Here is a 16909-nt window from a genome sequence, read left to right as displayed (position 1 = left end):
TGGCCTATCCTCCCAAAAACACCGGATTGCCAGTTTGGCCAGCCGAAGTTGGCTGTAGTGGTTGGTTCCGGACGCCGCGTTGAGCTAGAGCCGGCCTGAAGCGCGGGACGAAACCGTAGCAAATGTCGCTGAACAGCACACATGCAACGATATTCGATGATATCAGCTGGCGACTCTGTCTGGATGCCACGCTGTGGTCCTATGTAAAAAACGGCGCGATGGACGCCACGCGGTCGTCCCAGCTTTCGAGGTGCGGGCGTCGTCCCCCCGCGGCGGCCGTCTTAGCAGAGCGGATCGATCGATCAAGCGACTCGCCCGGCACGACGACGAAAACGCCTTCCTGCCGCGCGATCTGGTCACAGGCATCAGTTGCGATGATCGGCTGGCCGATTGCGAGATGGTCCCATAGCCGCATCGGCGAGCAGAAGTGATTGAACCGGGTCGGTGCGTAGGGGATCACCGCGATGTCGATGCCGGCCATCCAGGCGTGGATTTCGCTATGGGGGCGGGCGCCGAACCAATGGACCTTCGGGTTATCGCGCAGTCGCGCGATCGATCCGTCCGGGTCGGGGCAATCCTGCAGCGGGCCGACCAGGGCGAGCGACCCGACCTCTGCCGAAGCCGCCAGCCGGTCGAGGAAGGCGAAGTCGATCCGGTCGTTGAAGACGCCGACCGTACCGAACACGGGGCCGGGCAATCCATCCAGTTCCGGGGGGCGCCGGGTCGGCTCGGTGAAGCGCGGCTCGGATGCATTGGGCGCAACGATGCAGGTCGCGGGATCGAGCCCATATTCGGCGACTGCCCGGTCGCGCAGGGCGACGCTGACGAAGATCGACAGGGTGGCGATCCGGCACAGCGCCGCCTCCTGCGTGATCGACGCGTCGCCGCCCCAGCCGGCATAGCCGCGATAGTCGTCGGAGCAATAATAGAAGATCCGCGCCCGGCCGCGCAGACGCCTGGCGAGGGGGAGATAGTGGAAAGAGGTGACGATCGCGGTGTCGATCGGGCCGGCGCGGCGGAGCAGCATCGGCATGGCCAGTATCGCGGTGCAGGACGCCCAGCCTGGTGGCAGGGAGACGGCGGTCACGCCCGCTTCGTCGGGCAAGGCAGGGCCAGACCGCCACGCGCGGGGCGCCAACAGGATCGTGTCTGGCTTGAATCGTTGCAGCGCCTGACCGAATTTCCGACGCCAGATCGTGTTGACGTCGAACTGCGCGATCACGACGGCACGCCTTTATTCGGCCTTCAGGTGGCGGCCGCCGGCCGACGCCTCTTCGACTTTCACTTCGGGCCTCGGCGCCATCAGTGCGACGCCGGCCGCGAGGATCGCGGCAATCGCGCTGGTACGTAGTGGATAATCGACCATGCTGTGCACCAGGATCGCGGCGGTCGCGACGACGGCGGCGCGATCGATCCTGCTCGGCGAGCGGGCGAACCAAATCGTCAAGGCGCGGCGCAGCCACCAGAGCCCCAGGCCCAGGATCACCAGCACGCCGACGATGCCGCCTTCGAGAACGAACTCGATATAGTCCGAATGCGAATGATTGACGAAGACGTTGGTGACTTGGTCGGGCTGTTCGAACAGCTTGAAGACCGGCACGAAACTTCCCGGGCCGCTTCCCATGGGCCAGAAATGGACGAGCGCGTCCACCGCCACCTTGTACATCGCCGGCCGCGACAATTGGTTCTGCGCCATGCTCGGATCAGTGACGATGGTCGGGCCGATGATGATGGCCGCGGCAAGCGCGGCGATCGTCACCACGGCGATCCCGGTGCCGATATAGCGCGCAGGGCCGAGTGAGCGCGGACGCGCGATCGTCCAGCTCGCGACGGTGACGGGCAGGGCAAGCACATAGGCCGCGTAGGACTGCGAGATGGCGATCCCCATCAGGAACATCGCTGCCATGGCGACGAAAAGCAGTTCCCGGCCCTGACCCCTGGATCCGGCCGCCCTGTCCGAACTCGCCAGCGACGCGACAAAGGGAATCGCGCACAGCATCAGCGTCGCCTGGTGGTTCGCATTGGCCATCAGGCCAATCGGAAGATCCTGGTTGCTGGTGGTGTAGAAATAGAGCGGGGAGGTGTTGCCGCTGATCAACTGCGCCACGCCGAGGAGCAACGATGCCACAGCCATCAGTGGAATGAGCCAGCGTAGCGCGTTGGAATCGGCGGCCGGCCGCGACAGGATCGCGGCGCCGATTGCGAGCGGCGGCAACAACGCGGCCAGATGCGAGATTGTGCCTGTGGGATTGAGCGATAGCGGCAGCGAGGGCAACGGGCTGCCTTCCGCAGACAGCCGCTGGATCAGCACGGCGCGGCCGGGCAGCTGCGCCCAGATCGACGGTGGCACGGGCACAAGCTGCAGCGACGCCCAAAGGACCCAGCACAGCACGATAGCGACGAGCATCTTGGCCGAGCCCGACAGGGGCGTCTTCGCAAAACGCGCCACGCTGTAGCCGAGCACGAGCGTGGCGATCAGCTGCAGCGCCGCATTGGCCAGTTGGCCGCCGCTGCTCGATCCGCCCAGCAGGATGCAGAGCGTGATGAATCCGGGGATCAGCAACTGGCCGATCGTGGTCGCCGGTGCGCTGGCGGCCGAGCGGGTCGAGCGACCAGGGGAGGTTCGTGGTCTCATTGCGTCATTTCACCAGCTCGACCGTTGCCGACTCGAACAGCACATTGCTCGTGCGCGGGAACTCGACGGGGGAGCCAATGAGCGTCAGGCGTTGCGCGCCGCAATCGGCCGCGGGAACCTCGAACTGGGTCGTATAGCGCTGCCGGCCGCCATTGAGCCCAGTGATCTTCAAGGCCCGCAATGGCTCGCCCGCGGTCGGGCAGGTTACCGTCCAGGAAAGCTGGTTGTTCTCGTCCGATCCGGAAGCGATCACCGACAAGCGGTAACGCCCCGGGGAGAGCAGCAACGTCTGTTCCGCCAGCGTCGTCGCATTGCCGCCGAGATAGGACGCGTTCAGCCCCCTTGGCTTGCTGAATTCGCTCGAGCCATCGTTGCCGTCGCTCAACTTCCAGTTGAATGGCAGCGGGCCAGGCAATTCCTGGAATTGCGGGTCATAGACCGGCCCGAGCTGCTTGAGCGACGCTTCCGGCAGGAAGTTGATCCACGCCAGATAAGCGCGCTCGTATTCCTTGTTCTTGAGCAGCGACTGGAGCAGCGCCGCCTGCTCGAACAGCACCTGGCTCTTTGCCGAACCCTGCGGCGTCAGCTGATAGATGACATCGGGGGAGACGCCCTGCTGGTTGAGCGCATAGAGGAAACTGGCGCGCCACGGCGGATTGGTTGCCAGCTTGCGGGCGAGCGGTGCGTGACTCTCCGGATCTCGGACAATCCCTGCCATTGCGTTAATCGGCGCGGCGGCGCCCCGAGGGCCAATCCACACTAGCCGATCGAAGTGGTCGATCGCTGACCCGTATCTGCGATGGCGCAGATCCTGATCCAGAAGCCAAAGTCGCGCGCGAACAGACCGTCCGTCGCTGCGCAGAGCCAAGGTCATCAACTTCTCGGCACGGCCAATATCGCCATTCTTGTCAGCTACGAGCGCGAGATATGTCAGTGCGGTTGGATCGAGTGGCGCAATCGCAAGCAGTTGAGCTGCATGCCTCGCCTTTTCTACATCCAGGCTCGGGCCATTAGCCGGTGCGAGCTCGTCGGATAATTCATGACGAAGTGCCGCTGCGGTGCCGGCCGCCAACCCGCCAACGCCATCCGGGTGCACGTCGCTTACAGATTCTGCCAATAAGTTCGAATAGACGACCGCGAGCCCGGTCGCCGCAGCGATTGCGCCGAGGATTGCGAACGCGATGGACGTGGTGGTGCTATTCTGGGTGACCACCATCTTGACTACGACATCAGCTCAATACGCCGCTGCCGATCCTTCGCATTCTCGCCCTTATCAGCGCCGTAGCCGTAGCTATAGCCATAGCCATAGCCATAGCCATAGCCATAGCCCTCGAACTTCGGATTGAACTTGGTCAGCACGACGCCCATCACGCGCGCACCGGCGGCGCGCAATTGCTTGACCGAGTTCAACGCCGCCGGCCTCCGGATTGCACCGGACTCGATGATGACTACGGTTCCGTCACACGCGGCACCGAGCAATGGCGCGTCGGCGAGGCCTAGGATCGGGGGACCATCGACCACGATCAGATCGAAGCGTTCGCGCATGATCGCGAGCAGCCGCGGAAGGTTCTGGCTTGCAAGCAGTTCGGCCGGGTTGGGCGGAATGGGGCCGCTCGGCAGCAGGTGCAGGTTGGTGATGTTGGTCGACAGAATCTTCGGCTCGGACAGATTGCCGCCTGCGAGCAGTGCGGACAGGCCGGTACCGTCGCCTTCCTTGGCGGTGAAGGATGGCTTGCGCATGTCGGCGTCGATCAGGAGGACCTTGAGCCCGACCTTGGCGAAGCTCTGCGCCAGGCCGAGCGCCGAACTCGACTTTCCTTCCGAAGGCTTGGTGCTCGTCACCAGCAGCACGCGGGGCGTGCCCTCGGGCGACGAGAACTGAAGCGACGTCCGGGCGGTGAAATAGGCCTCGGATATCTTCGACCGGGAGATCGACAGTTCCTCGATCAGGGTCGTGTCGCGGGTCAGCTTCGGGATCACGCCCAGCACGCTGACCTTCAGCTTGGTTTCCACATCCTCCGGCACCTTGATGGTGTCGTCGATATATTCGATTGCCATGATTACGGCGATGCCGAGCAGGGTCCCGATCAACAGACCCATGATCAGATTCGCGCCAAGTCGCGGGCTGAAAGGTGCGGTCGGCGGAATCGCGTGATCGACAACCGAGGCCTGACTTTCGCCGATCCCGCCCGCCACGCCGATCTGCTTGTAGCGCTGGAGCAGAGCGTCATAGAGCGAACGATTGGTATCAACCTCGCGCTGCAGAATATTGTACTGGATGCTACGGTCACGCAGGTCGAGCACCGAACCCTTGAGCTGGTTAACCCGGCTCCGGAGCGCGTTCTCGCGGGACAGTGCGGCCTCATACTCCGACCGCAGCGCGCTGGAGACGCCCGCGCGCTCACGTGCGATCTGGCTGTCGAGCACCGCGATCCGCGCCTGCATATCCTTCATCTGCGGGAAGTCGGGTTTGTAGATCCCCAGCTTCTCCTGATATTCTCCAGACAGCCGCGTACGCTCGCCTTGGAGGGCAGTGATCGTAGGGTTCTGGATGGTCTCGGTCGTAGTTCCGTTGCGGCGCGCTTCGTTGTAGCGACCCTCCGCTTGCATACGAGCGTCCTGCGCAACGGAAAGCGACCCGTTTAGCGCGGTCAGCGACGAGGCGTCGAGAGAGGTTCCGGTACCCTGCCGGCCGTCCGGTCCTGGGGCGCTTTCGATATTTACGATGCCCTGCTGGCGTGCGTAGCCAACCAGCGCCCGTTCGGACTGATCCAGCGCCGCTTTAACCGCCGTGATGCGCTGCTGAAGGAAGTTGCGGGCGTACGCGGTAGCGTCGTAGCGCCGCTCAAGCCCGGTCGAGATGAAGCTGTCGGCAAACGCATTGGACACGCGCGCGGCCTCGTTCCGGTCGGCACTGACGAAGTTCACGTTCATCAGCCGGCTGGTACCTACCGGCGCCACGCTAAGGCCGCTGCGGAGCCGGCCGACGGCGATATTCTCGCGTGCTTCGCGCGAAAGCGACTGGGGCGCATAGGCTGGGTTCGACGCCAGATTCAGTCGCTGCGCAACGCGAACCGCAAGGTCGCGGCTCTGAATCAGGCCGAACTGGGTCGCCATCGCAGCCGGGTCGTTGACCACCACCGGCTCAATCGAGGACTCCTTCATGATCTGCGATTCTTGCCGCTTGATTTCGATCGTCGCTGTCGCCCGGAAGAGCGGCGTTGCCAGCAGCGTCATTGCCGTCGCGGCACCAAGGCCCGCCACTACGAAAGCGACGAACAGCCAGCGCCACTTCAGCAGGATGCGCATGATCGTTCGTAGGTTCAGCTCGAACTCCGGCGTGTCAGGCTGCGGTGGGACCATAGCCGTTGAGACCGCTCCGCCCGTCGGCACGGACGGTAACGATGTCGAACCACTTGCACGAAAGGTTTGGATGGTATCGGTCATGAAGTGAAGCAATCCATCTTTTCGGTTGCGGCTAACAGCCTCAGAAAGGCCGGAACAGGGCGAGCAGCGGAAGGGTCTGCACGACGTTCTTGAACGTGCTCTTGGATTCCGATCCATCCACGACGACAATGTCGTCGCCGTACACCGGGGCGTCCGCCATTTCTCCACGGCGAATAGATTTGAGATCGAAGGCAGCTGCTTGGCGCTGGCCGTTGATCTGGCGAAAGATGACGACGCGACGTAGATTGGCGTCCTCGGTCGCGCCCTTAGCCATGGCGACGGCCTGGAGCAGCGTGGTTGGACCTGCGATCGGATAGATGCCCGGCGCGCCGACGGAACCGTCGACCGTGATCCTTGAGCTGGAGGCCGATTTGACAACGACCTGTACTTCGGGATTGTTTATGTACTTCTCGCCGAGTTTCTTCTTGATATCGCCCGCAAGCTCGCCGGAGGTTTTGCCGACTGCAGTCATCTCACCGATGAGCGGCATCGTGATCTTGCCGCTCGCGTCGACGGGCAGTTCGCCCGACAGGTCAGGGACGCGGTATACCGTGACAGCAAGCTGATCGAGCGCCCCAATCCGATATTCAACATCAGGCGCCGCCGCCACAGGCGCGTCGGGCCGCCCGAAATCTTTCACCTCATATGGGATTGTACCACCCCGTCCACTAAAGCACCCGGCCAGCATCAGCGGAACCAACAGCGGGACAATCATCGCGCGCGCACGACGGAAGAGTGTCATTTCGAATATCCTACGCGTGGCGGATCACGACGAATATCGCCGCCGGTCTATGTGGTTACAGGCGACGGGACCTTTAACCGTGCGGCTCCGTCCGTCAACCCTGCTGCAGAGCAATATGACCGCGGAAAAGCCCGCCGAGAGACGTTACGGCACGTGTTTGAATCATGCTGTTGCAGCGCCGGTGCGTAACGTGTCGCTATTGTCCAAAAACCAGCGATAGGTGTCCGCAATGCCCTCTCGCAACGGACGGTGCGCGTTCCAGCCGAGCGCGTTCAGCTTTCCGGTGTCGACCAGCTTGCGCATCGTTCCGTCGGGCTTGGTAGCGTCGAAAACCGTCTCGCCGCGAAAACCGACGATGTCGGCAACCATATGCGCCAGATTGCCGATGCTGATCTCCTCGCCAGACCCGACATTGACGATCTCCTCGCCCGAATAGGTCTTCGCCAAGAAGACGAGGGCATCAGCCAGGTCGTCGACATGCAGGAACTCGCGCAGCGGCGCGCCGCTGCCCCAGACCGGCACGGTCGCAGCGCCGGCCAGCCGGGCCTCATGTGCCTTGCGGATCAGCGCGGGGAGGACATGGCTCCCCTGCAGGTCGAAATTGTCGAACGGCCCGTAGAGGTTGGTCGGCTGGGCCGAGATATAGTCGCAGCCATATTGCCGGCGATAGGACTGGGCGAGCATGATTCCGGCGATCTTGGCGATCGCATACCATTGATTGGTCGGCTCGAGCGGCCCGGTCAGCAGCGCATCCTCGCGCATCGGCTGGTCGGCATGCTTGGGGTAGATGCAGGACGATCCGAGGAACACGAGCTTCGCGGCGCCGGTGCGGCGCGCGCCCTCGATCACGTTCGCCTCGATCATCATGTTGTCGTAGAGAAATTCGCCCGGGAGCGAGTCATTGGCCGCGATCCCGCCGACCTTCGCGGCGGCGAGGAAGATCAGGTCGGCGGCGTTCGCGTCCATCCAGGCGAATGTCGCTGCCTGGTCGCGCAGGTCGATGCGCGTTGCGGTCGACACAATCTCGCATTGCTCCGACGCCAGGCGGCGGACGATCGCGCGGCCGACCATGCCGCGCTCGCCGGCTACCCAGACTCGCTTGCCGGCCAGGGAAAACAACTCGCTCATTATAACGATATCACATCCGTGCTAGAGTTGAGAGGCAACATGTTTGGGAAGAGTATTAGCATATCTTCGGGTTGCGGCATTCCAATCGTCCTCGCATCCGCACAAATACGTGGCTTGGAGGTCAGTTTCGCTCAGGTCGGGATTTGCCACCGTCCCCACCTGATCTGGGCGCATCCCGCTTCCGGAAGACCGAGATCATCGATTTCGCTAGAACGGGTATCCTTCCGACGCGGTGAAAGGCGATCTCGTCGAAACCGGTCTTCTCAAACAGGGTCGCGATCGTCCGCCGGCTCCAGAATTTGATATGGCCGCCTTCCCACAATGCGGTGAAATGGCCTTCCATCTTGCCGCTTGCCGCAAGCGCGAGGTTTTTGAGATAGCTATGATAGGGCGTACTGATGATCGCGATGCCGCCCGGATTTAGCAGGTCGCTGATCGCCCTGGCATAGCCTGCTGGCGAATAGACATGCTCCGCCACTTCGAGGCTCAACAGCGTGTCGAAAGTTCCAAAGCGCGCGCGCAGGTCTTCCTCGGATGATCCCAGCTCCAGTCGGCATTCCGGATATTGGCGCTGGGCAATCTCGATTCCGCTGGTTGAAGGATCGACGCCGGTGACGCTGTGGCCCCGCTTAGTAAGCATCGAGGCAGTGGTGCCGTTTCCACATCCGAGCTCGAAGATCGGACCGACCGGTCGGTCCGCGAGAATCGTCAACAGTGTCGGGAAGAGATAGGCGTGCGTATGCGCCGCCTCGTTGTTCTCATATGCGTAATTCTGCAGTGGCGTTGTCATGTTCGTTCCATTCGCCGCGCGGTGCGCACTATGATCGGGCAGTATCGGTTCGTCGTTCAACTTTTGACCATGTAGAGCGAGCTCGGCCGCTCCTCGTCGGGGCGCCGGCTCTCGGCTTCGCGGGCGACCACCTTCAGATCCTCGCGGACCATTTCCGACACGAGTTCGGCGAGCGTCGTTGTCGCTTCCCAGCCGAGGACCCGCTTTGCCTTGGCAGGATTGCCGATCAGCAATTCGACCTCGGTCGGGCGGAAATAGCGTGCATCGACCTTGACCAGGACCTTGCCAGTCTTCCGGCAGCGGCCGACTTCGTCGATGCCGGTGCCGCTCCAGTCGACTTCGATCCCGACCTCGGCAAAGCTGAGCTCTACGAAGGAGCGGACTGTCTGAGTCACGCCGGTGGCCAGCACGAAATCGTCGCCCTTGTCCTGCTGGACGATGCGCCACATGCCCTCGACATAGTCGCGGGCATGGCCCCAGTCGCGCTTGGCGTCGAGATTACCCAGCCACAACATGTCCTGCAGCCCGAGATGGATCGCCGCGACGGCGCGGGTGATCTTGCGCGTCACGAAGGTCTCGCCGCGTAGCGGGCTCTCATGGTTGAACAGGATGCCGTTCGACGCATGCATGCCATAAGCCTCACGGTAGTTCACCGTGATCCAATAGGCGTAGAGCTTGGCCGCGGCATAAGGCGAGCGTGGATAGAAGGGCGTCGTTTCCGACTGCGGCACTTCCTGGACCAGGCCGTAGAGTTCGGAGGTCGAGGCCTGATAGAAACGCGTCGTCTCGTGCAGGCTGAGCAGGCGAAGCGCCTCGAGCAGGCGCAAGGTGCCGATCGCGTCGGCATTGGCCGTGTATTCCGCCGTGTCGAAGCTGACCTGCACATGGCTCTGCGCCGCGAGATTGTAGATCTCGTCGGGCTTCACTTCCTGGACGATCCGGATGAGGTTCGTCGAATCGGTCATGTCGCCATAGTGGAGGTGCAGCCGTGCGCCTTTTTCGTGTGGATCCTGATAGATATGGTCGATACGCCCGGTGTTGAACGAGGACGAGCGGCGCTTCACGCCGTGTACGTCATAGCCCTTGGACAGCAGCAATTCCGCCAGATAGGCGCCGTCTTGCCCGGTGACACCAGTAATCAGGGCGGTCTTGGTCATGTGATACAGCTCCATGGTTTGTGCGACCGCGAACGTGCCATTTCAGCCCGCCTTACCAATTTGGGGGATAGGGTCCAGTTTTAGTGGAGACACGACAGCGATTTCCACCTAAATTGGACCTTTCGCGTCCCCACTTATTCGCCTTCTCCCCATCGGAGTCGGGCCTGGAGTGCACCCCCTGAGTTGAGACACGTCTAATTGAGTGACACAGCGATATTGCCATAGTTTTGATGGTTGTTGGAGTGGCTGAGTTCGGCTTCGAACTCGGCCGGCGGCTTGTACCCGAGCGCTGAGTGGAGGCGCTCGGCGTTGTAGACGGTGTCGATGAACCGGCCGATATCGCGGCGGGCGTGATCGAGGGTTGCATAGGCCTTGCCGTTCACCTCTTCGGCTTTCAGGGTTTTCATGAAGCTCTCGGCCTTTGCGTTGTCATAGGGGTTGGCGACGCGGCTCATGCTGATGGCGATGCTGCGGGCTTCGAGGCGCCGGCCATAGTCGATGCTGGCATATTGCACGCCGCGATCACTGTGGTGGATCAGCGTGTCGGGAGCCGGATTGCGCGCACCGATCGCCATGTCCAGCGCCTCGATCGCGAGCCTTGCCTCGAGATGGTCGTCGAGCGCCCAGCCGATGACCTTGCGGTTGAACGCGTCGAGCACGACCGCGAGATAGATAAAGGTTTCGCTGAGCCTGACATAGGTGATGTCGGCGACCCAAATCTGATCGATGCCGGTCGGCACGAGGTAGCGGATCAGGTTGGGCACGATCGCAAAGCCATGCCGGCTGTCGGTGGTACGCGGCACGAACGGGCTCTTGCGCAAGCACAGCAGATTATCCTCGCGCATCAGCCTGAGCACGCGCTTGGCGTTGGCGACCTGGCCCTCGCGTCGCAACTGCGCGGTGATCCGCCGATAGCCATAATGCCGATGCACCAGGCTCAACCGCTGGATCGCATCCCGCAGATCGGCATCCGCACGCGCTGGTGCGTGTGCGTCGAAGTGCCGATAATAGCTCGTACGCGAGACGCCGCCGAGCATGCAAAGCCGCTGGATCGTCGCATCGCCCTACGTCTCCTGCGCGGTCATGGCTTCGATGACCGCGTAGAGGTGGGCGCGGTGCCGCTCGGGCTGTCCGCGTCCGTGAGCCGCAAGGCTCTGCGAAAAAATCCAGATCGACCTGCTGGCGACCGACCAGCCGCTCCAACTCGGCAACTCGCGCCTGGGCCTGTGCCAGCGGATCGGCCGGCGCCGTGCGCTCAGGCGCCACACGCGAACGGCGGCCTCCGGGCTTGGGGCCGCGCTTGCGGTTCAACCCTGCCACGCCCTGCTCGCGGTACGCCTTGGCCCAATCGTACAACAGCTTGCGACGCACACCCAACTCGGCAGCCAGCGTCGTAGCCGGCTCGCCCCCTTCCAGGCGCAATACCGCCCGCTCCTTGAACGCTGTCGTGAATATCCTCGGCGGTCGGTCCGACACGTTGCCTCCTCGGCTACCGTGTCACCCAATTACCGTGTCTCACTCAAGGGGGGCAGTCCAGGCCCATGATTCCCCATCGTGCGGAACGGCCCCTTCGTCTAGCGGTTAGGACGTCGCCCTCTCACGGCGAAAACACGAGTTCGATTCTCGTAGGGGTCACCAGCGATTTCAAATTCAGTGACTATTTTGGCGTCCGATCACGTCCTGGTTGGTCCACAAGTGACCCGTTTGACAAGAGTTTGAAAATGCGCGGCAGTTAAGCGCGCCCGGAAGAGAAATTCACCGCTCGAGCGTTGGAATCCCCGAATGATGTATGCAATGTTCGAGAACAATATCGTGACTTAGCTTTGGAAGCGCCGGCCCGGTCCTTCGGCCAACGAGGCAGCAAATACCTCCATCGAGCTTGGCAGGCACCACAGCACCTGATCTTCGTAGGACCCATCGCCTCATTTCCCAGCGGAAATACATTTTGCCAAAGGGCAAAATGAGCGCTGCGGCATTCAACCCTGGTGCTACCGCAACGCCTCTACATATTGCGAGAGAAGCGGATCGTGCCCGAATCGGTCGGCATGGCTATCAAGGTAGCCTAGCTGAGAAGCAGGGTCTTGGCATGTTGAATGACGTGCGTTGGCAAAGCCTGCCTCGTTGGCAACTTTCAACATCTCCGCACGCGAATACAGGTATCGATGACCGTGACCGTAAAAGCTGTCGTTTGTCGTGTCGCAGGATACTGATCCGTCCAGGGTTCCTGAACTCAACCAATCCAAGTCAGGTGTTGCGATGCGCAGCGCACCGCCCGGCTTAAGGACTCTGTAGCACTCACGAAGCATGATCGCCGCGTCGCCCTTGCTAATGTGCTCGATAAATTCTTCAGTGAACATCAAATCAATCGAGGCGTCTGCGAACGGCAATCGTCTGGCGAGATTCATGTACGTATCAGCGCGCGGATCCAGATCCGCGGTAAGTGCGCCGTCGATAATATTGCTACCGCCTCCCAGGCTAAGCAGCTTCAGGCCATCTCGCCGAATCCATCGCCCACGATATCCTCGCGAAACGACGGGTCCGACAACTGGCCAGATGCCCGGCACCTTCGTGGCGGCAAACCGTGCGAGCGCGTGAACAGGGCCGTATCGACGGCGATAGCCTGCCAACTTGGCAAGTAGGCCGGGTGGTGGCGGGGTCGCGAAGGCAAACCTGCGCTCGGCTGTCTGAATAGGCATCGGAACATTCACTCCCAGTTTTACTAGTCACCGGCCCAGAGAATCGATATCCGCGACAAGATCGTTTCGAACGGCAATCCAATTCGATTGAATGAAATTGTCCATCGCTGGCGCATATTCTGTGAACTCGACTCGATCTGGCAGTAGACGGCCGATCCTCATCGCTGGCGTTAGCATCATGTAAAAATCACGCAGAAATGTCCTCGAATAGATCGACATATAATTGTATTCGAATTGTATGATATCGATGCGCCTTGTTTCAATCATACTGCTGAAGCCCTGCAGTACGCTCAGGTCGTGTCCTTCGGTGTCAACCTTCAGGAAGCGGATGTGATCAATCCCTAGCTCGGCACACAGGTCGTCGCCAGTCCGGCGTTCAACCTCGACCGAGGTCACTGGAATTGTCGACGCCCCATCCATGCTGACGAGCGAGGAGAGGTGCGGGTTATCCGGCGTAAAATTGATCATCACGCTGCCTGCTGCGTCGGACAAGGCGTAGGGGTATATCTCTGTCTTGGTCCCCGCCAGCCTGTCTGCGAGGCGCTTGCGTACGGGAGGCACGGGTTCGAATGCAAGGAGGCGAACGCCCGCCAGCCGCGGAATCACCATCTCGCTCCAGTCTCCGATGTTGGCGCCTACATCGAACACAACGGGCTGGTTGGCTGATTTCCCGGCGAGAACTCGCCGCAACAACCATTGCTCACCGTTCCTCGTTAAGTCGTTCTCTATGTTGCTCCATGCCATAATGTACCGCCGGCTGAAGCGGTAGATCGTGTCGCTCAACGGCTTACGCCTACTAGCGTACCAGGAGAGGAAGCGGCGGAATGATTCGGCGAGCATGGCCTCGTGTTAGCGGTGTGATGCGAACTGTGCCACACTCTCTAGGGCAATCATCTCATGCCGCTCGACGAGCTCGGCTGTCGACCTCTGCAACTCTAGCAGTGCCTCTGCTCGGTCTGGCGGCACCTGACCTCTCGATCTGTCGACACGAAAATTTGAGGAGGGGCGACGCACGAGAAGGCAACCCCGAACCATAGAAGGGGAGTTGTCTGTTCATTTTGGTGAAGTACGCCGCATCACAGGAGATGCCTTTTCTCAGGTAGAGAAGCGCAACCAACCTCCGGGTCGTGGAAATGCGCTGCTTTCTCCGCCGGAATGAATCGCTGATTTTTTGCGGTCCCTTCGCCCCCCGCGTGTTCGGAATTGGCTGGGCATCGCGTTCGACACTTTGATAGAGTGATTGCATATGCGAACCGACCTCGACCATCTGCCGCCGGCGAAGCGGCGCGAACTCGACCGGGTGGTGCAGATAGTCGAGCTAAAAAATTCTGCCAAGTCATTGAAATATATGTATATTACAGGACGGCAGCGGACGCTGGTGGACATTAGCCTAGCGCTCAGCCCGCCAGACGCAGCGGCTCCGGGCGGAGCTGGGTGCGCGGCTGATCCGGCCAGATTCCGCGCGTGTCATAGACGATCTTGTCGGCGCGCTCATCGAGCGGGACCGATTTGAACACGTCGTGATCGACTAGCACGATCATGATCGGGCAGGTCTCGATCGCGGTATCGATGTCGGTCAGATGCGCGCCGGTGCCGTCGAACGACGCGGGCAGGGCAGCCGCATAAGGCTCCACGACATGCAGGCGATCGCCGAACCGGGCGGCGAGCGCGGCCGCGACCTTCAGCGCCGGACTCTCGCGGAAATCGTCGATATTCGCCTTGAAGGCGAGGCCGAGGCAGGCGACCGGCATGCCGGGGTGCGCCGCGACCATCGCTTCCGCGCGGGCGATGACATAGTCGACCTTCGCGTCGTTCACTTCGCGCGCGGTGCGGATCAGCGGGGTGTTGGGCCGGTCGGCATGGACCAGGAACCAGGGGTCGACCGCGATGCAATGCCCGCCCACGCCTGGGCCGGGCGACAGGATGTTGACGCGCGGATGACGATTGGCGAGGCGGATCACCTCCCACACATCGACGTCCATCGTGTCCGCGACGCGGCTCAGCTCGTTGGCGAAGGCGATGTTGACGTCGCGGAACGCATTTTCGGTCAGCTTGGTCATCTCCGCCGCGCGCGAGGTGGTGGTGACGCAGGCGCCGCGTACGAAACGGCGGTAGAAGGCGAGCGCCTTGCGCGCGCAACGCGGGGTGATGCCGCCGATGACCCGGTCATTGTCGATCAGCTCGACCAGGATGCGGCCGGGCAGCACACGCTCCGGGCAATAGGCGATGGCGATGTCAGCGCTCTCGCTGGTCTTGCCGGGCACCTTCAGGTCGGGGCGGAGCTGCGCGAGGAGATCCCGGACCTTCTCGGTCGTGCCGACGGGTGAAGTGGATTCGAGGATGACCGCGTCGCCCGCCTTCAGAACGGTGGCGATGGTGGTGGCAGCCTGCAGGACATAGCCGATGTTCGGCGCGTGATCCTCGGCAAAGGGGGTGGGCACGGCGATCACGAACACATCGGCCGGCTCGATCATGGTGGAGGCGCGCAGGTTGCCGCGGGCGACGACGCCCGAGACCAGGCCGTCGAGATCGACTTCCTCGATATGCACCTTGCCCGAATTGACCGTGTCGACGACGGATTCGGTGACGTCGACGCCGAGCACTTTCGCGCCGGTGCGCGCGATCACCGCGGCGGTGGGAAGGCCGATATAGCCGAGGCCAAGCACCACGACCTTGAGCTCATTGTCCGAAACCATCGACGACACGTCCCCGCAAACCTGCGCGACGATCGCCCGCCCATCGCGGACAACGCGTCGCTAACCGGTTCTGCTTGTCGCTCAGGCGAGTGAAGATTTCGGAAATGCCGGCGTGAAAACCTATCGACGCGAGCTGCGTACGCGCCGTTCGGGGGCGCCCTCTTCGTCGATCAGGGACAGTTTGCGAGGGCGATGATCCTCGGGCCTGGACGCGCGCCACTTGCCGCTCTTGGGGTCGCGGAACAACTCCCGGGAGCAGACCTTGCACCGTGCGAAGACATTGCCTTCGAAAACTCGCTTGGACCCGGATGCGGTCTTATGTTTGAAGATCAGGCACCATAAGCCGAATACGCGCATGCGACCCTGTTCCTCCCCTTGTGCCCCTCGACCCGATTCGATCGGGTTCGTATCGAGTATCTCACGCAACGTCCTGAATGAAAAACAATCTCCCGTCCATCACGCGGGCGGGATTTCATTGCAGGCTTGCGCCGACGATAGCGGCGATCCGCGCGCTGCTGTGCCCGTCGCCAAAAGGATTGTGCGCACGCGCCATCGCCGAATAGGCCGACGGATCGTCGAGCAAGGTCGATACCTCGGCGACGATGCGATCGGCACCGGTGCCGATCAGCTTCGCGGTACCAGCAGCCACGCCTTCGGGCCGCTCGGTCGTCTCGCGCATGACGAGCACTGGCTTGCCCAGGGCGGGGGCTTCTTCCTGCACGCCGCCGGAATCGGTCAGCGCGATCTCGCACAGGCCGAGCGCGCGGACGAAATGCGGGTAATCGAGCGGATCGATGCGGGCGATATTGGGCCGGTCGCCCAGCATCTCGTCCATCACCGACACGACATTGGGGTTGGGATGGACGGGGAACAGGATCGCGGTGTCGGGCCGGTCGGCGATGCGGCCGAGCGCGCGGGCGATATTGGCCATGCCGTCGCCGAAATTCTCGCGGCGATGGGTGGTGACGAGGATCATGCGCTTGCCGGCGAAGCGGTCGGCGATTGCGTCCAACCCGGCGGCGAGCGACGGATCCTCGGCCAGCCGGGCGCGGGTTGCGTGGAGCGCATCGATCACGGTGTTGCCCGTCACATGGATCGTCGCCGGATCGATATTCTCGCGCCTCAGCGCGTCGGCGGCGGTGTCGGTCGGGGCGAAATGCTGGTCGGCGATCGGCGCGACGATGCGGCGATTCACCTCTTCGGGCCAGGGCTGCCAGATGTCGCCCGAGCGCAGACCCGCCTCGACATGGCCGACCGGGGTCTTGCGGTAATAGGCGGCGAGCGCGCCGACCATCGCGGTGGCGGTGTCGCCCTGCACGATCACGCGGTCGGGGCGTTCGGCGTCCATCACCTCGCCAAGGCCCGTAAGCAGGCGCGCGGTGAGGCGGTCGAGCGACTGGCCCGGCTCCATCAGGTCGAGGTCGATGTCGGGCGAGAGGCCGGCGATGCTCAGCACCTGATCGAGCAGGCCGCGATGCTGCGCCGTGACGCAGGTGCGGACGGTCAGGCCGGGCAGCTGCTTCAGCGCGGCGACGACGGGGAACAGCTTGATCGCTTCGGGGCGCGTGCCGAAGATGACCAGGACCTTGGGGGAAGTGGCGGACATGCGCCCGCCCTA

The 16909-nt window shown here is 62.4% G+C and carries 13 protein-coding genes, 1 tRNA gene and 1 pseudogene; 1 reads left to right on the top strand and 14 read right to left on the bottom strand.

Annotated features, from left to right (window positions below; genetic code table 11):
- Positions 1–199: 199 nt before the first annotated feature.
- The 10 genes and pseudogenes from AC1RT8_RS16860 to AC1RT8_RS16815 form a co-directional block, all read right to left on the bottom strand.
- On the bottom strand, positions 200–1222 hold the full coding sequence (locus AC1RT8_RS16860; RefSeq protein WP_493076802.1) for a glycosyltransferase family protein: 1023 nt from the start codon (positions 1220–1222) through the stop codon (positions 200–202).
- Between the two features lie 12 nt (positions 1223–1234).
- Entirely contained in the window at positions 1235–2635 is a 1401-nt protein-coding gene (locus tag AC1RT8_RS16855) for an O-antigen ligase family protein (protein WP_493076801.1), read from the bottom strand.
- 4 nt (positions 2636–2639) lie between these two features.
- Positions 2640–3851, bottom strand: coding sequence for a tetratricopeptide repeat protein (locus AC1RT8_RS16850; protein WP_493076800.1), 1212 nt, complete (start codon positions 3849–3851; stop codon positions 2640–2642).
- A gap of 5 nt (positions 3852–3856) precedes the next feature.
- The gene (locus tag AC1RT8_RS16845) at positions 3857–6082 is read right to left on the bottom strand and encodes a GumC family protein (RefSeq protein ID WP_493076799.1); all 2226 of its coding nucleotides are present in this window, start codon (positions 6080–6082) and stop codon (positions 3857–3859) included.
- 40 nt (positions 6083–6122) lie between these two features.
- Positions 6123–6824 (bottom strand): polysaccharide biosynthesis/export family protein, encoded by a 702-nt coding sequence (locus AC1RT8_RS16840; RefSeq protein WP_493076798.1) that lies wholly within the window; start codon positions 6822–6824, stop codon positions 6123–6125.
- 162 nt (positions 6825–6986) lie between these two features.
- The gene (locus tag AC1RT8_RS16835; RefSeq protein WP_493076797.1) at positions 6987–7952 is read right to left on the bottom strand and encodes a GDP-L-fucose synthase family protein; all 966 of its coding nucleotides are present in this window, start codon (positions 7950–7952) and stop codon (positions 6987–6989) included.
- Between the two features lie 121 nt (positions 7953–8073).
- Positions 8074–8802, bottom strand: a complete 729-nt coding sequence (locus tag AC1RT8_RS16830; RefSeq protein WP_493076796.1) for a class I SAM-dependent methyltransferase — start codon at positions 8800–8802, stop codon at positions 8074–8076.
- Entirely contained in the window at positions 8799–9899 is a 1101-nt protein-coding gene (gene gmd / locus AC1RT8_RS16825) for a GDP-mannose 4,6-dehydratase (protein ID WP_493076795.1), read from the bottom strand. Before gmd ends, AC1RT8_RS16830 begins: the two co-directional genes overlap by 4 nt.
- Before the next feature lie 194 nt (positions 9900–10093).
- Entirely contained in the window at positions 10094–10951 is an 858-nt protein-coding gene (locus AC1RT8_RS16820; RefSeq protein WP_493076837.1) for an IS3 family transposase, read from the bottom strand.
- Positions 10952–11102: 151 nt separating this feature from the next.
- Positions 11103–11375 (bottom strand): annotated as a pseudogene (locus AC1RT8_RS16815) (helix-turn-helix domain-containing protein); the annotation flags it as partial.
- Positions 11376–11462: 87 nt separating this feature from the next.
- On the opposite strand from AC1RT8_RS16815, the gene AC1RT8_RS16810 reads away from it, so the two are divergent.
- Positions 11463–11537 (top strand) — tRNA-Glu (locus tag AC1RT8_RS16810).
- A gap of 350 nt (positions 11538–11887) precedes the next feature.
- On the opposite strand, the gene AC1RT8_RS16805 is transcribed toward AC1RT8_RS16810, so the two are convergent.
- From AC1RT8_RS16805 to wecB, 4 genes are all read right to left on the bottom strand, one after another.
- Entirely contained in the window at positions 11888–12595 is a 708-nt protein-coding gene (locus tag AC1RT8_RS16805; protein WP_493076794.1) for a class I SAM-dependent methyltransferase, read from the bottom strand.
- A gap of 27 nt (positions 12596–12622) precedes the next feature.
- Positions 12623–13378: an FkbM family methyltransferase gene (locus AC1RT8_RS16800; protein WP_493076793.1), complete on the bottom strand. Its 756-nt coding sequence runs from the start codon at positions 13376–13378 to the stop codon at positions 12623–12625.
- Between the two features lie 614 nt (positions 13379–13992).
- Entirely contained in the window at positions 13993–15291 is a 1299-nt protein-coding gene (wecC, locus tag AC1RT8_RS16795; RefSeq protein ID WP_493076836.1) for a UDP-N-acetyl-D-mannosamine dehydrogenase, read from the bottom strand.
- 472 nt (positions 15292–15763) lie between these two features.
- Complete coding sequence (gene wecB / locus AC1RT8_RS16790; RefSeq protein WP_493076792.1) at positions 15764–16897, bottom strand: non-hydrolyzing UDP-N-acetylglucosamine 2-epimerase; 1134 nt, start codon at positions 16895–16897, stop codon at positions 15764–15766.
- Positions 16898–16909 lie beyond the last annotated feature (12 nt).

This window comes from Sphingomonas sp. GW821-FHT10F11 (genome assembly GCF_058809095.1).
This window is presented reverse-complemented; position numbering and strand designations above follow the sequence as displayed.

Excerpts from the sequence above, each read along its gene's own strand:
- AC1RT8_RS16855 (WP_493076801.1), bottom strand. The coding sequence starts at position 2,635 with ATGAGACCACGAACCTCCCCTGGTCGCTCGACCCGCTCGGCCGCCAGC.
- AC1RT8_RS16850 (WP_493076800.1), bottom strand. The coding sequence starts at position 3,851 with ATGGTGGTCACCCAGAATAGCACCACCACGTCCATCGCGTTCGCAATC.
- AC1RT8_RS16845 (WP_493076799.1), bottom strand. The coding sequence starts at position 6,082 with ATGACCGATACCATCCAAACCTTTCGTGCAAGTGGTTCGACATCGTTA.
- AC1RT8_RS16840 (WP_493076798.1), bottom strand. The coding sequence starts at position 6,824 with ATGACACTCTTCCGTCGTGCGCGCGCGATGATTGTCCCGCTGTTGGTT.
- AC1RT8_RS16835 (WP_493076797.1), bottom strand. The coding sequence starts at position 7,952 with ATGAGCGAGTTGTTTTCCCTGGCCGGCAAGCGAGTCTGGGTAGCCGGC.
- gmd (WP_493076795.1), bottom strand. The coding sequence starts at position 9,899 with ATGACCAAGACCGCCCTGATTACTGGTGTCACCGGGCAAGACGGCGCC.
- AC1RT8_RS16805 (WP_493076794.1), bottom strand. The coding sequence starts at position 12,595 with ATGCCTATTCAGACAGCCGAGCGCAGGTTTGCCTTCGCGACCCCGCCA.
- wecC (WP_493076836.1), bottom strand. The coding sequence starts at position 15,291 with ATGGTTTCGGACAATGAGCTCAAGGTCGTGGTGCTTGGCCTCGGCTAT.
- wecB (WP_493076792.1), bottom strand. The coding sequence starts at position 16,897 with ATGTCCGCCACTTCCCCCAAGGTCCTGGTCATCTTCGGCACGCGCCCC.